The sequence below is a fragment of the Pseudomonas sp. FG98 genome (genome assembly GCF_057808595.1).
In genome coordinates this window covers 73,521-88,189 of record NZ_JBMDIJ010000014.1, presented here as the reverse complement: position 1 = coordinate 88,189, position 14,669 = coordinate 73,521, and the positions used below count along the sequence as shown (strand labels likewise).

Here is a 14,669-nt window from a genome sequence, read left to right as displayed (position 1 = left end):
ATTGCGCTACTAGCAGAAATGACAGGTAGCGCAGCGAGTTCATGACTCATCTGCCCGTGGCGTATCTTCGGTGACATCGACGTGGGTCTCGCCGATAAGCCAGACGATTTCGCTGATCTCATACAACAACGTAACGCTCATGACAGCCGGCAGCCTCGGTCTCACTACCGAAGGTGCTATGGCCAACTCCTCAGGCGTCGCGTGGTACGACGCCTGATAACCGTTTTCACCACATCGGTGGACCATGCTCCAGCCATATTCCAAATAACTGAACAGCCGCCCCTCCCGGCGAACGAAGCGGGTAGGTGCCTGGACTCGGTCTTCTTCCGCCAGGCTGACGCTCATGGTGGTGACAGCCACTTCCCAGACTCTCATCTCCGACGCCTGGTAAAAGTCAGCAAGCCCCATAGGCAGGGTGAGCGACGCTTTCACAGCGGCACTTCGGGTATCGATCTCGATGGAGGTCCGCCCTTGCTCGTCGGTAGGTCCGCTACTGCGGCATTCGATGCCATTTAGCGTCATATCAGCGGCGAGCGTCACTCCGGCGAGCGGCTCTTCGGCATCGCTCAGTTGTAGGGTGAGGCGCGTGATTCCTCCTTGATCCACAACGAAACCATCGCCGTTTGGGAACAGACCCGAACCTTCATCCACTACCAGGCTCATCGTGGCATCGCTGATGATCCGATCCGCCTCGAAGACATTCGCCCCAACGAAATGCACGCGCTTCACCAAATCCCCCAGCGCGGTGAAACTGCAACTCGATCCAAGCTGCTCTGTCGCACCGGTAAACAAGGGCGCAAAGACCCCGAGCACGTCCTCGCCATGGGTAAACAGCTGCACATCCAGCGGATCGTTCGCCCCATCCAGCGTCAGCCGAAGTGTTTTTTGCCCCTCGCGCAAGACCGGCGGCACCGTGCCGTTATGTCGGCGCAGATAACCTGACAGCCCGGCCTTGTTCTCTGCACGGAAGAAATGCAGCGCACTTTTTTCCAGGTCCAGCAGATAGCGCAAGCCGACCCAGATGCCGAGCGTAACCCCGAGGTTGGACGTAACGATCAGCCTTATGTGGTTGTTATGCGGGTCGCTGTTGGCCAGGAAGGCGGCATTGGTGCAGTCGATCTTCAGCGAGACCTTGCCATCGATGTCGCAGAAGATCGTTTCACCCAGGGGTGGGTCGAACACTACGCCCAACGCCACCGGATCCGCATAGTTTTCCAGGCTGAAGGTCAGCCGTGCCTCGTCATCACCGACTCCATCGATACGCTCGGCGAAGACCTGCAGCTCGGACGACAGCCCGGGGTCGACGGCAAAGACCCAGCGCTCTGCTTCGGCAAGCACAATGCCCGGGCTGTCCGGTCCGGGCTGCGCAACCAGGCGCGTATGTGGCACCACGACGTTGACCTTGAAGTCGAACTGATCGCCCGCGCGCACCGAGCGCACGGTGATGGTGTGCTCGCCGAGTTGCTCCTCGGTGTAGCGGGTCTGGTACCCGGCCGAACCGTCGGCACTGGTGTAGGTGGTCGCCAGCAGCTCCTCACCGTCCCACCAGGTCACCGGGTAGCCCGCCGCTGCGGGCTCCAGGCGCACCCGGAACATGGCCGGCAGCACCTGGTAGGCGGAGTAGAACTGCTGCGCCGGTTCCATTTCCACCAGCCTCGGCAACTCGTGGATGGTGGTGCGCTTGGACGACAGTGGCAACAAGGGTTGATGGTTGTAGATCGCATTGACGGTCAGCGTGACCTCCCCCGCCTCCGGGCTGAGGTAGTGGATCACGGCAATTCCGTCATCAGCTGTGATGCTCTTGGCGGGCTCCTCGACGAAGCCTCCGGTGTCCGCCGACCACAGCACCGTCACCCGACGTTCCGGGGTGCCATCGAGGTTGACCACCCGTGCCGTTGCCACGGTCTCCTGGGTAGCCGCCACCGGACCGCTGAAGCGCACGTACTGGAAGTATTCCTGCTCCAGGAAGGTCACCGCCGGGTACTTGTGCTGCTCGCCGTTAACCGGCAGCCCGGCGATCACCAGGGCTGGCCCGGAAGACAGGCTGCGCAACCGCGCGCTGGCAAAACCATCGGCATCGGTACGGGTCTGCGGACGTTCAAGGGTTCCCAGGTCGGTGCTCCATTCCACCACCCGGTCACGCCCCGCATTGCCCAGCTTGTCGAGCACCTGGACGCGGTATTCGATCACTTCCAGGTTGCCCGCCATGGCCTCCTCCGGCGCATGAACCGGGTCCTTGAAGTGCAGCTCGATTTCATCGCAGTCGATCACGATCAACGGCGCGAGAATCTGCCGATCAAGGCCATAGCGGGCGATGACCTGGGCAGCCCCCATCTCCTGGCCGGCGAGCAGGTCGTTTTCCACCTGGCCGTTCTCGTCGGTGACCAAGGGCAGCGACAGATCCATGCTCGACAGATTGGTTTCCCAGGTGACCGTAATGCCCTCCAGTGGCTGCCCGAGAAAGTTCTTCACGGTCAACCGGCAACGTGCCTTGCCGCCGGATTTCGCCACCAGGGTCACGGTATCGACAACGATCCACGACGCCTCGCTCTGGCCCAGTTCGCCATGCATCGGCGGTGCCTGGCCGACGTCCTGCTGCAGGCTGCCCAGGGCCTTTTCTGCGGCACTGCGATACTCCGTGCGCGGGCTGTCGCTGCGCAGTCGGCTCAGCTCCAGCGCCGCGTCGCTGCCCAGCTTCAGCGTGGTGCAGACCTGACGTACACGCACCAGGTGATCGAGCTGGCGCAACGTGGCCACGAAGCCGTGCTCGGTGATCTCCAGGGCAGTCTCGAGAATGTCGCGAATGCCAAAGCCGGTGAACGCTGCGACCTTGCCCGCAGCATCCTCGCGGATCAGTTGCAGGTCCTGCTCGGTCAGATCCGGCGGCAGGTTGTCGACCAGCTTGAGGTAGTCCAGCAATGCCTGTTCGGCCTGGCCGATAAAGGCCAGCAGGTAGCGGTACTGCACCAGCAAATGCACACGGGCGAAACTGATCTCGCCACTGTCGGCACCACCTGGTCCCTCGAACCAGGCAGGGTGCAGGCGCCAGCTGCGCAACGCCAGCGGACTGAGACTGAGCTGCTCGACGATGCCCATGCGCTGGTTGAGGCGGGCGAACAACGCCAGCACATCGTCACCGATGGGAATCGGTTGCGGCTCGGTCTGCCCATCGAACAGGCGCAATACCTCACCCAGCAACTGATAGCTGCTGCCACCTGCCCAGGCCAGCACCTCCTGGTTCAACTCGGCACTGCCGCCGAAGGTACTGGCCAACGACTCCCAGACCAGGCTCTGCTGCGCCGAACGAGCGTCCATCACCAGCTGGAACACCCGCACCAGCACATGCGGGCCGTCAGGCAGCTCAAGGTCATTGACTATCGCTTGCAGACGCTGCTTCAGCGCCGCTTCGTAGTCGTCGTTGCTCGGATAACCCTCCAGCTCGAGGATCAGCCCCTGTGCCGAGACGAAGGCCTGCAACTGCTGCAACCAGTCGATGGGCGTGGGGATGTCGACACCGGACTGCATGGGAATACCGGCCTCGCGGAACACTGCCTCGTCGAGGATCGCCGGGAGCATGCGCCCGTTGATCTGGCGCAGCAGGTCCAGCTCGCGGTCGCTGGCCGCAGCCACCGGCGCCAGCGGCATCAGGTGCTGGTACAGCCAGCTCACGCTCAGCTCGTGCTCACGGCACCATTGCACGGCATCGGCCAGCGACTGGATCACGCTGAGGGTATCGCTCAGGTCGCTGTGCTGATGGATCGCCAGCCGGGTGCGTACCAGCCGCGAGACATACTGGTGGCCACGCTCGCCGAGCAGTTGCAGCAAGGCCAATGCCTCGATGCTGCTCAGGCCCAGCCACGCCGGCAGCCGGGCCAGCCGGTAGAAGGCGGATACCACGGCATGCGACCAGTACAGGGTTTCGTCCTGGCGATTTTCCCGCATCCGTTCTTCGCCCCGGGCCTGGGCGATGCAACGGGCCAGGTACAGATAGGTCTCGTAGTCGATGCCCAGCGCCGTGCACAGATGCTGGACCTTGTGGTACTCGGTCTGGTTGCTCGGCACGATATTGAACGGGCTGCCGTCCAGCACCAGCGGCTCGCTGAACAGCGCCGGGTCGTTGAACACCCGGTCGAACTGGGGAATCTCGCTGCCCCGGGCATACAAGGCAATCCCTTGCAGCAGCGCGGCAAAGTCCTCGGCACTGACCTTGAAATCGCGGCGCAGGCGCCGGAACAGGCCCAGGGCGCGCAAGGTGTTCTCGCTGATTTCCCGGTCACGCACGCCACTGCCGTATTCCGCTTGCAGGGCCGCATCGAGCAACTGGTCGGCTTCGCCAAACGGCAGCTCCAGCCAGTGTGACAAGCGAATCATGCGCTGCATGCGATCGAAGTGATCGTTGCTCCAGTCGCTCAAGCTGTGCTCGCCAGTACTGCTGGTCACGCCAAGCGTCGGCTCGCTCCCGGCGTTGATATACACCGAGCCGAACCGGGCCGGGCTCGGCGCTTCCAGGCCGGGCACATTCGGTGAGGCCACCGGGGCATGGAGCTGGATCGACAGCAGCGACTCGATGCCATCCTGGTTGAGGCCGGTGCGCAAGCAGAAAGCACTCAGCGGCAACAGGTCTTCGGCCTTCTCCACACCGTAATGGCGCATGAAGAAGCTGGCCTGCAAGGCATGCAACGACTCGCGCAGCCCCGTGCGCGGGCTGATCCGGGTCTGTACCGAGCGAGCGCTCACCCGTCGTGCGCCACGGGGAAAGTACGCAGCCTCAAGGAGCAAGGCGCGCTGCTCCGGCCCCAGCGCCGTGTCCAGTTGCAAAGCGTCGTCGGAGCGCAACGAATGCAGGCCGCCACGGCAGAAGTAGGGGAACTCGGGATCAAGCTGGCGCACCAGATCGCCCAGGCCGTAGCTGTTTTCCTGAAGGATGCGGTTGATCTGCGATATGTAGCGTTCGAACGGCAGGCCCAGCGGATAGCGCGTCTCCAGCAGCGCGTCGTCGACGCTGCGATCCTTGAGGTTATGGTCGTCAAGATGCTTGCGCGCCGCGTTCTCGAGGATCTCGTTAACGATGCCGATGGTCGGTTCGACCCGCTCCAGGCTGTGGTTGTCGAGAACCAGCGCCGCCAGGTCGGGGCGCCGTTCGGCGAGCAGGATCGGCTGATCCTCCTCGGTGTTGGCCATGGGCTCGATCACCTGGGTCGCCCACTGGAACAATGCGGTCAGGTAGGCCGCCGGCGAGGTGGTGGCCTCGATCGAACCGGGCGGACAGTTTTCTTCCCAGCTGGGGCTGAACTGGTTTTCGAAGGTCGGCCCATCGACCAGCGCACGCAGGCCGGTCTGCCAGGGTTGGCGGGTAGCGGCGCTGGCAGTCAGGCGTTGCTCGCGGTAGTGCCGTGCAGCCAGTACCGCGAGGGCGCTGGCGCGCTGGTGCAGGCGCCGGGCCTCGTCACCGGACAGGCCGGGCGCCAGCTTCATCAGGCTGTCCACGCTGCCGCGGGCGATGGCGAGCGCAGAGCCGAAGCCGGCCTGCAACAACTGCTCGGCCTGCTCCGGACGGTTGGCGATACGGGTCAGGGAATCACTGAACGGTGCTGCCTTGCGCCGGGCCATGGGCAGGGTCTCCATCGCGTTGCGCAGCCTTGGCGGCCACGGATTCGATGAAGCTAATCAGTCGCTGGATTTCCCGCTACTGACAGAAATATCAGGTAGCGGCGCAAGCCCCGGAACAGAGCGTCTGTCTCAGCCCGTCACATCCGTGGTCACGCGATTGCGCCCGCCTTGCTTGGCCATATACATCAGTTCATCCGCGCGTTTCAGCACGTCGCCGCCCTCGGCGCCGGGAGTTCGGCAGGCCACGCCCAGGGACACGGTGACCCGTCCCACCGGCTCGATCCGGGTCATTTCCACCTGCCGGCGCAAGCGCTCGGCGATCTCCCCCGCCACACCGAGCGCGGTGTCCGGCAACAGCAGGAGAAACTCCTCGCCACCCAAGCGAAACGCCAGGTCGCCCTGCCGCGAACATTCGCGCAGGACACCGGCCAAGCGGGCCAGCACTTCATCGCCAACATCGTGCCCATGGCCGTCGTTGATCGCCTTGAAGTGGTCGACATCCAGGGCAATCACCGCGAAGCCCTGCTGGCGCCCGTCCATGACCTCCAGCGCTTCGCCCAGCGCCCGGCGGTTGAACAGCCCGGTCAGCGGGTCGGTCTGCGCCTGCAGATTGAGGCGGCCCATGCGTTCCTGCATGACATCGATCCCGCGCAGCAGCGCGCGCTTGATGTGGTCGGCCTCGAAGTACCAGGCGCGGACATCGCGGATACGCTGCGGCGAGCTGCTGGCGTTCATCGCGTTGGCGTTGTCCGCCAGTTGGCGCAGCGGCCGGGTGATCAGCAGGGTCATCCACCAGATCCCGATCAGGCCGAGTACGCCTACCGGCGCGGTGCCCCAGAGCATCTGCCACATCAGCCGGTCCAGGGGGGCCACGGTGTCGCGGTAGGGCTTTTGCGAAACCACGCCCCAGTGGGTCAGGGGAATGCTGGCGAAACCGGCGAGCATGTCCACGCCCTGGGTATTGGTGACCGGCATGGCACCGCTCTCCCCGGCCAGCAGTTGATCCACCACACGGTTCTCTCCCACCACGCTGCCGACCCGGTCGAACTGCGGGTGATAGAGCAGGCGCCGGTTGTTGTCGACGACGTAGCTGAGGGTGCCGTCGCGGTAGAAATGGTTGCTGATCAGGGTGTGCAGGATGCCCTTTTCCCGCAGGTACACGGCGCCGCCGACAAAGCCGAGGTAGCGCTTGTTCTCGTCGAACAGCGGGTGGGAGATGAATACCACCAGGTTGCCGGTGCTGGAGGTGTAGGCATCGCTGATCAACGGCACTCGGCTGTTGAGCGCGTGCTCGGCGCCACTGGAGGTCAGGGCCTGGCCGTCATGCAGCAACGACGGCGGCCAGGCGGCGAGCACATGGCCGGTGGCGTCGACGACGGTGATGGCGTTGAAGCCCTGGTCCTGCTCCTGGATGCGTTTCGCCTCGGCATGCAGCAGGCGCGGATCACCGAAATCACGACTCATCTGGCCGACGCTGTAGGCCAGTTGCTGCTGGGCGGAAAGCAGAAACGCCTCGATGCTCGACGCCACCTTGGCGGCGTAGGCGCGGTTGGCTTCCAGGGCATTGTCCACCAGGACCTGGTGCTGCACCTGACGCGCCGCATAGAAGCTGTTGGCCAGGGTCACCCCGGCAGTGACCAGGGCAAACAGCAGGATGATCTTGCGCAGGTCGATGTGCTTGAAAGTCATTGGGTCCTTGTCCGGTCCGACGGTCCTCAGAACGATAGAACAATTGCTGTAGGCAGTTGCCGCGAGCCGGCCTACGACAGCAAAAACCCCAGGGAGTTGCCGTCGGATGTCGTGAGCCTTCAGCCAGGGATACTGTCGGATAACAGCCTGTCCTGACGGGAGAGTTCAGCCCATCGTCAGACAATTCAACAAGATGCACGAGCAGCACGACACCACCGTCAGGCGCCCGTCACCTCGGGAAAATTGACAGCATATGGCCATCAACCATGCTTGAGACCGCGACCGCACCCAAGGACCGGGGGCCGGGATGCACCCATCGGGGTGAGGTCGCCTTGTCAACCCAACACTCATGGAGCGTGATGCATGTCCGGAACAACCAATACCATCGACGTGCTGCTGGTCGTCGACGCCGATTACCTGCTGAAAACCGGTAATACAAGCAACGCGGTGTTCCTTCTGGCCCAGCGCAGTCAGGTGGACCCGAACGCCGCAGGCCAGGGCCCGGCCTACCAGGACGGCGGCAACGAGCTGTGGATCGACGTCAAGAAGAACGACATCATCCGCTGGCGCGCCACCACCCTGTCGCGCAACGCCGATATCTCCGCAGTGATCAGCAGCGTCTACCAGGGCAACCCGGCCCAGAACGAAACCGGCAAGCTGTCCAACATCGAACTGGTGACGCCGTCTGAAATGCTCGTGCCGTACATGAAGGAACAAGGCAATACCCAGTTCGGTTACACCGAAGTCACCGTCAGCTACTGGCAGGCCAACGCCGCGATCCCCGGCAAGCTCAACTACCAGATCGAGTTCTACCTGCTCGACTCGACCGGCAAGAACCTCAACCAGAACCCGTTCAGTTGGGACCCCTTCATCACCATCACCCAGTAAGCCCTGCTGAAACGGCTCACCCCGCGCCCCCAGCGGGGTGGGCCATTGCACCAAGGTCTCCCCCCACCCCCGCAACATTTTGTACAAACCCACGGGCCAATTGATTATGCTGGCGGGCTTATGCCATGGCGCATCGCCACATCGACAAGTACCCGCCCATGAAAATCTTCATCGTCCTGCTGTTCGTCGTCTCCATCGCCTACGTGCACCTGCGCGGCCGCGTGCGGCACAAGCTCACCCGCCAGTTGGGTGACCACTCCAGCTTCCTGGCCCCGGTCAACGCCTTCCTTTACCTGTTCTCGAAACTGCCGGCCAAGCCGTACCTGCCCACCGAGTCCTTCCCCGAGCTCAAGCCGCTGCAGGACAACTGGCAGGAGATCCGCGCAGAAGCCCTGCAACTGCTGCATGGCGGCGAGATCAAGAGCTCGCAGAACTACGACGACGTCGGTTTCAACTCGTTCTTCAAGAGTGGCTGGAAGCGCTTTTACCTGAAGTGGTACGGCGAAAGTCACCCTTCGGCGATGAAGCTGTGCCCGCGCACCACCGAACTGCTGCAAGGCATCGGCACGGTCAAGGCGGCGATGTTCGCCACCCTGCCACCGGGTTCGAAGCTGGTGCGCCACCGCGACCCCTATGCCGGTTCCTACCGCTATCACCTGGGTCTGGACACGCCGAACGACGAAGCCTGCTACATCTGCGTCGATGGCGAGAACTACCACTGGCGTGACGGCGAGGCGGTGATGTTCGACGAAACCTACATCCACTACGCCGCCAACCAGACCGAACACAACCGGGTGATCCTGTTCTGCGACGTCGAGCGGCCGCTGAAGTACCGCTGGGCGACGGCGTTCAACCGCTGGTTCAGTGCCAATGTCATGGCTGCGGCCGCCGCACCGAACGATGCCGGGGACAAGACCGGCGGGATCAACCGGCTGTTCACCCGCATCTACAAGATCCGCGAGCGCGGCAAGGCGCTGAAGAAGCGCAACCGCGCGCGTTACTACGCCGAGAAATGGGCGGTGGTGGCGGCGATTGCCTTGGTGTTCATCTATATCTGAGCTATCGCTGGCAAGCCAGCTCCCACAGGTTTCTGTGTCAGGCCTGGATTATGTGGCTGGCCCGAAACCCTGTGGGAGCCGGCGTTGCCGGCGATGAGGCCATCAGCCCCGGCACAAATCCCGCCTACTTGAAAATCGTCAGCAAGATCCGCACATCCCCCTCCCCCACATTCCTGAACCAGTGCTCGCAGTCGCCACGCACGGTCGCGGTATCCCCTTCGTTCAACACCACCACCTGATCCCCGGCATGCACCTCCAGCGTGCCGCTGATGATGTGGAAGATCTCCCGCGAGCCGCTCTTGTGCGCCGAAAACCTGGCCGATGACGCTCCCGGCGGCACGCTGTAGGACAGCAGCTCCAGATCCGGCCCCGGCCGCGCCAGGGCCAGGCGCACGATGCCGGTCTCTTCGTCGACGAACCGCAGGTTGTCCCCGGCCCGGGTGACTTCGGTAGGCGCCTGCTCGATCAGTTCCGACAACTCGCAACCCAGGCCCCGGGCAATCGCCAGGGCATTGCGCAGGCTCGGGCTGAGCATGCCGCGCTCCAGGCGTGACAGGGCCGCCGCCGATACCCCGCTGTTTTCCGCCAGTTGATCCAGGGTCACCCCCAGTTGCAGACGGCGCTGGCGTACCGCCAGGCCGAACAGGTCCTGTTCCGTGCGTTCGTCTGTGTCTTTCATCCCGATCCTTTCGTGCTTGCCAATTGCTTATCCGCAAATATAATTGCGCAAAAGCAAATATGAGTACTGTAGCCATGAATGCCCTGCTTGCAGCATCCCCGGTGCTTGCCTCGATCCTGGCCCTCGGCCTGGGTATCCGTTCACTGCACGCGGCGCTGCTTGGCGTGCTGGCCGCCGTGATGGCGGCCATTATTGCCTTTCCGCTGGGCACAGCGGAAATCGGCGTGGCCTCCTTGAAGTGGTTGCCACTGGTGCTGGAGGTGCTACTGATCGTCGGCGGCGGCCTGCTGATGTCGGAAGTGCTGCGCCACGCCGGCGCCCAGGCGGCCCTGGCCAACTGGATCAAGGGGCGTGCCGGTACAGGCGTGGCTGCCGTACTGCTCGTGGTACATGGCATTACACCTTTTGCCGAATCGGTAACCGGCTTCGGCATTGGCGTGACCATCGGCATTCCGCTGCTGGTGTTCATGGGCCTGGCCCCGCGCCTGGCAGCGCTGGTCGGCCTGCTCGGGCTGTGCGCCGTGCCGTGGGGCTCGATGGGGCCCGGCACGATGATCGCCGCGAGTCTTGCCGGATTGGGCTTCGATGAGCTGGGCATCGCCTCCGCGACCCTGAGCTTCCTGCCTTTCGCCATCAATGGCGCGCTGGCTGCCTGGTTGGTCAGTACACCGGGAGAACGGCCGCAGGCGCTGTTGCTGGCCCTCGCGTCGGCGTTGCTGCTGACGATTGCGGTGAGTCTGGCGAACCGGGTCTTCGGCACCGCCCCGGCCGGTGCCCTGGGCAGCGTGGCGATCATCTGCCTGCACCTGCTGCGCGGTGCCCGCACCGCCAGAGAGCCGCTGCTGCCCATCGGTCAGCGGGCCTTGAGGGCCTATGGCCTGCTGCTCGGCGGCGTACTGGTGACGGGCAGTCTGGTCCGCATTCTCGATCTACCCGAGCAATGGCACTACCTCGCCTCCCCGGCCTTGTGGCTGTTTTTCGCCGCCCTGTGGTTCTGCGCCGGGCGTCCGCCTGCCGAGCCACTGGCACGGGCGTGGAAATCGTGGATGCAGGTGGCGCCGGTGACCGGGCTGTTCATCGTCATGGGCATCCTCATGGCCGTCAGCGGCACGGCGGCGTACCTGGCCCGGCTATTGGCGGAAATGGGCCCGGGCTACCTGGCGATCGCGCCGTTCGTGGGCGCCCTGGGCGGTTTCGTCACCGGTTCGAGCAGCGGCTCCAACGCCATGTTCGCCGCCACCCAGGCGGAGATCGGCAAGTCCCTCGGGGCCAACCTGCTGCTGTTCATGGCCACCCACAATGTCGCGGCGGCGATCTCCATTCTCGCCTCGCCGGGCAAGATCGAAATGGCCCTGCAACTGGCCGGCGACAACGGCAGCCACAGGCGCTGGGTGCAGCGCCTGGCGATCGCCGTGGTGCTGTGCAGCACGATCCTGATGGCGCTGCTGAATGTGCTGGCGGGCGACTGGTTCTAAAGCATTACCCGCTCAGGCCCAACGACCATTGGCAAGGTACCCTTCCAGCGGCTAGCTTCTCTGTTCGATCGATCCAAACCAACAAGGTGAAACACGATGAGCATGATGGACTGGGATGGTTACCGTAAGCAGTTGATGGCGGGCATCGGCGACCTCAAGCAGCTCTCTCCGGATACCGTGGCCGGCTATGCGACCGCCAGCGCGGCCGGGGCCAAGACCAATCACCTGGATGCCAAGACCCGCGAGCTGATCTCCCTGGCCGTGGCCGTCACCACCCGTTGCGATGGTTGCATCGCCGTGCATTCGCAACAGGCGGTGAAGCATGGCGCCACCCGCGAGGAGATCGCCGAGGCGCTGGGCGTGGCGGTGGCGATGAATGCCGGAGCGGCGCTGGTGTACTCGGCGCGGGCGCTGGATGCGGTGGGCAAAGCGACCGAGTAAGTCACGACGGCCCATCGCTGGCAACGCCAGCTCCCACAGGTTTTTGTGTCGGGGCTGGACCATGCGGCTGACACGGAACCTGTGGGAGCCGGCGTTGCCGGCGATGAGGCCACCCGCTTCGACAGATCAGTCTGAAAAAATGTGTAGATATCCATGCAGCGATGAGTCCGGCACAGGCAATGCAAATCCCCTAGAATGCCCCGCTGCCCTCCCCGACCCAAGGCCCTCCGCATGCTGCAGATCCGCCCGATGACCGCCGCCGATTTCGACCGTTTCTGGCCCACTTTCCAGGCCATCATCGCGGCCCGGGAAACCTACGCCTACGACCCGGCCATGACTCAGGAACAGGCACGCCAGCTGTGGCTCGACGTACCGCTGCACACCCTGGTCGCCGAAGACGACGGCGAACTGCTCGGCGCCTACTTCCTCAAGGCCAACGCCGCCGGCCCCGGCAGCCATGTCGGCAATTGCGGCTACATGGTCAGCGAAGCCGCCCGCGGCCGTGGTATCGCCCGGCAGATGTGCGAACACTCCCAGCAACTGGCCCGCGCGTCCGGCTTCCTGGCACTGCAATTCAACTCGGTGGTGGCCACCAACGAAGTCGCCGTCGCGCTCTGGACCAAACTCGGTTTCGACACCGTCGGCCGCCTGCCCAAGGCCTACCGCCACGGCCGCCTGGGCCTGGTCGATTGCCTGGTGATGTACAAGTGGCTGGGCGAACCCGAGCAACCGAAGCTGATCGGCCGCAAGAACATCGAAGCCGTGGTTTCCCGGCGTCGCGGCCGCTGATGGAACACCGCCATCTGCGCGACGCCTTCGCCGGCCTGCCGCTGTTCTTCGCCGTTGCCGAGGAACGCAGCTTCACCAAGGCCGCCGCGCGCCTGGGCCTGTCGCAGACCGCCGTCAGCCATGCCATCCGCAACCTCGAAGCGCGCCTGGGCGTACGCCTGCTGTCGCGCAACTCGCGGGGAGTGGTGCCGACCGATGCCGGCGAGCGCCTGCTGCGCAGCGTCGCTCCGCAGATGGCGCAGATCGACGCCGAGCTGGAAGCACTCAACGACCTGCGCGACAGCCCCACCGGGACGATTCGCATCACCGCCTCGAACCACGCCGTACAGTCGGTGCTGATGGGCAAGCTCAAGCGCTTCCTTCCGCAGTACCCCGGGATCAACGTCGAGATTTCCTCCAACAACGGCCTGGTGGACATCGTCGCCGAGCGCTTCGACGCCGGCGTGCGCCTCGGCGAAGCCCTGGCCCAGGACATGATCGCGGTCCGCATCGGCGCGGACGCGGGTTTTGCCCTGGTCGCCACCCGCGCCTACCTTGCCCGCTACCCTCAGCTCGACCGCCCGGAAGACCTGGCGCAGCACAACTGCATCAATATCCGCTTCACCACCCACGGCAACCTCTGGCCCTGGGAATTCGCCCGTGACGGTCGCCCACTGCACGTGCGCGTGGACGGACAACTGACCTTCAACAGCATCCTCGACTGCCTGGACGCGGCGATCGCCGGGCTGGGCCTGGCCTATGTGCCAGAGGAACTGGCCGATCCCTGGCTGCGCTCCGGCCACCTGGTGCGCCTGCTGCAGGACTACTGCCCGGTCTGGCCGGGCCTGCACCTGTACTACCCGAGTCGGCGCCAGCCGTCGGGCGCGATGAACCTGCTGATCGCCGCGCTGCGCCTGGAGCAGGACTGATGGCCCGCGAACCCTACGGCGAACTGCTCGCCCTGCAGGCGGTAGCCCGCGAACGCAACTTCACCCGCGCGGCGGCGCAACTGGGCATGTCGCAGTCGATGCTCAGCTACACCATCCGCGAAATGGAAAAGCGCCTGGAGATCCGTCTGCTCACCCGCAGCACCCGCAGCGTGTCCCTGACCGAAGCCGGCGAACGCCTGCTGGAGGCGGTGGGCCCGCGCCTGGCGGCGATCGAAAGCGAGCTGGAGGCGGTGATCGAACTGGGCGACAGCCCTGGCGGCACCCTGCGCTTTACCGCCAGCGACCACGCCATCGACAGCCTGCTCTGGCCCAGGCTGGCGCCCTTGCTGCAACGCTATCCGCGCTTGCAGGTGGAGATGCACTCGGACTACGCCTTCACCGATATCGTCCAGGGCCGCTACGACTTCGGCGTGCGCCTGGGCGACGGCCTGGCCAAGGATATCCAGGCGGTGCGCATCGGCCCGGACATGCGCCTGGCGATCGTCGCCACCCCGCAGTACCTGGCGGCGCATGGGGTGCCGCTGGCGCCGGAAGAGCTGGTCAACCACGACTGCATCAACCTGCGCCTGCCGACCCTGGGCAACCTGTATGCCTGGGAGCTGAAGTGCGGCGAACGGGAGTTGAACGTGCGGGTCAACGGACGCCTGGTGTTCAACGGCATCTACCAGATCATGACTGCCGTCCTCGACGGACACGGGCTGGCCTACGTGCCGGAAGACATGGCCCGGCCGCACCTCGACAGCGGCCGGCTGGTGGCGGTGCTGGAGGACTGGTGGCGCGAATTTCCAGGGTTCCACCTGTACTACTCCAGCCAGCGCGAGGTGTCGCGGGCGATGCAGCTGGTGATCGATGAGCTGAGATTCGAGTGAACCCAGGCCTTGAGTCGACCCTGTGGGAGCGGGTTTACCCGCGATGACGTCGGCGGGCTCAGCACCGCAATCGCGGGTGAACCCGCTCCCACAGCGTTCGCGTTCTGCTTTTAGCTGACAGACCAGCGATCGGGCCAACAGCATCACAACAAAAGCCTGCACCTGAACCGATTTATCAATCCCACCACTAGCACCTAGCAATCCAGACCACCCATCCGCCTCCAGTCCCTGTGCTAGCGTTT

10 protein-coding genes are annotated in these 14,669 nt (G+C 64.4%); 7 read left to right on the top strand and 3 right to left on the bottom strand.

Annotated features, from left to right (window positions below; genetic code table 11):
* Positions 1–39 precede the first annotated feature (39 nt).
* Entirely contained in the window at positions 40–5,610 is a 5,571-nt protein-coding gene (locus ACODSK_RS12340; RefSeq protein WP_489016328.1) for a Tc toxin subunit A, read from the bottom strand.
* Between the two features lie 129 nt (positions 5,611–5,739).
* Entirely contained in the window at positions 5,740–7,299 is a 1,560-nt protein-coding gene (locus ACODSK_RS12335; protein ID WP_489016326.1) for a sensor domain-containing diguanylate cyclase, read from the bottom strand.
* Between the two features lie 363 nt (positions 7,300–7,662).
* Between ACODSK_RS12335 and ACODSK_RS12330 the strand changes: the two genes are divergently transcribed.
* Positions 7,663–8,187, top strand: coding sequence for an AidA/PixA family protein (locus ACODSK_RS12330; protein WP_489016324.1), 525 nt, complete (start codon positions 7,663–7,665; stop codon positions 8,185–8,187).
* A gap of 158 nt (positions 8,188–8,345) precedes the next feature.
* Positions 8,346–9,245 (top strand): lipid A hydroxylase LpxO, encoded by a 900-nt coding sequence (gene lpxO, locus ACODSK_RS12325; protein WP_489016345.1) that lies wholly within the window; start codon positions 8,346–8,348, stop codon positions 9,243–9,245.
* Between the two features lie 124 nt (positions 9,246–9,369).
* Here the strand turns inward: lpxO and ACODSK_RS12320 are convergent, their stop codons facing one another.
* Positions 9,370–9,924, bottom strand: a complete 555-nt coding sequence (locus ACODSK_RS12320; protein ID WP_489016322.1) for a helix-turn-helix domain-containing protein — start codon at positions 9,922–9,924, stop codon at positions 9,370–9,372.
* A gap of 74 nt (positions 9,925–9,998) precedes the next feature.
* Here ACODSK_RS12320 and ACODSK_RS12315 point away from each other — a divergent pair, with 74 nt between their 5' ends.
* From ACODSK_RS12315 to ACODSK_RS12295, 5 genes are all read left to right on the top strand, one after another.
* Positions 9,999–11,399, top strand: a complete 1,401-nt coding sequence (locus ACODSK_RS12315) for an L-lactate permease (protein ID WP_489016320.1) — start codon at positions 9,999–10,001, stop codon at positions 11,397–11,399.
* A 96-nt stretch (positions 11,400–11,495) separates the two neighbouring features.
* On the top strand, positions 11,496–11,840 hold the full coding sequence (locus ACODSK_RS12310; RefSeq protein ID WP_075801701.1) for a carboxymuconolactone decarboxylase family protein: 345 nt from the start codon (positions 11,496–11,498) through the stop codon (positions 11,838–11,840).
* A 231-nt stretch (positions 11,841–12,071) separates the two neighbouring features.
* Positions 12,072–12,629 (top strand): GNAT family N-acetyltransferase, encoded by a 558-nt coding sequence (locus tag ACODSK_RS12305; RefSeq protein ID WP_489016319.1) that lies wholly within the window; start codon positions 12,072–12,074, stop codon positions 12,627–12,629.
* The gene (locus ACODSK_RS12300; protein WP_489016317.1) at positions 12,629–13,537 is read left to right on the top strand and encodes a LysR family transcriptional regulator; all 909 of its coding nucleotides are present in this window, start codon (positions 12,629–12,631) and stop codon (positions 13,535–13,537) included. Before ACODSK_RS12305 ends, ACODSK_RS12300 begins: the two co-directional genes overlap by 1 nt.
* Positions 13,537–14,427: a LysR substrate-binding domain-containing protein gene (locus ACODSK_RS12295; protein WP_489016315.1), complete on the top strand. Its 891-nt coding sequence runs from the start codon at positions 13,537–13,539 to the stop codon at positions 14,425–14,427. Before ACODSK_RS12300 ends, ACODSK_RS12295 begins: the two co-directional genes overlap by 1 nt.
* Positions 14,428–14,669 lie beyond the last annotated feature (242 nt).

Coding starts and splice junctions, on each gene's coding strand:
- ACODSK_RS12320 (WP_489016322.1), bottom strand. CDS start 9,924: ATGAAAGACACAGACGAACGCACGGAACAGGACCTGTTCGGCCTGGCG.
- ACODSK_RS12305 (WP_489016319.1), top strand. CDS start 12,072: ATGCTGCAGATCCGCCCGATGACCGCCGCCGATTTCGACCGTTTCTGG.
- ACODSK_RS12340 (WP_489016328.1), bottom strand. CDS start 5,610: ATGGCCCGGCGCAAGGCAGCACCGTTCAGTGATTCCCTGACCCGTATC.
- ACODSK_RS12315 (WP_489016320.1), top strand. CDS start 9,999: ATGAATGCCCTGCTTGCAGCATCCCCGGTGCTTGCCTCGATCCTGGCC.
- ACODSK_RS12300 (WP_489016317.1), top strand. CDS start 12,629: ATGGAACACCGCCATCTGCGCGACGCCTTCGCCGGCCTGCCGCTGTTC.
- ACODSK_RS12335 (WP_489016326.1), bottom strand. CDS start 7,299: ATGACTTTCAAGCACATCGACCTGCGCAAGATCATCCTGCTGTTTGCC.
- lpxO (WP_489016345.1), top strand. CDS start 8,346: ATGAAAATCTTCATCGTCCTGCTGTTCGTCGTCTCCATCGCCTACGTG.
- ACODSK_RS12330 (WP_489016324.1), top strand. CDS start 7,663: ATGTCCGGAACAACCAATACCATCGACGTGCTGCTGGTCGTCGACGCC.
- ACODSK_RS12295 (WP_489016315.1), top strand. CDS start 13,537: ATGGCCCGCGAACCCTACGGCGAACTGCTCGCCCTGCAGGCGGTAGCC.
- ACODSK_RS12310 (WP_075801701.1), top strand. CDS start 11,496: ATGAGCATGATGGACTGGGATGGTTACCGTAAGCAGTTGATGGCGGGC.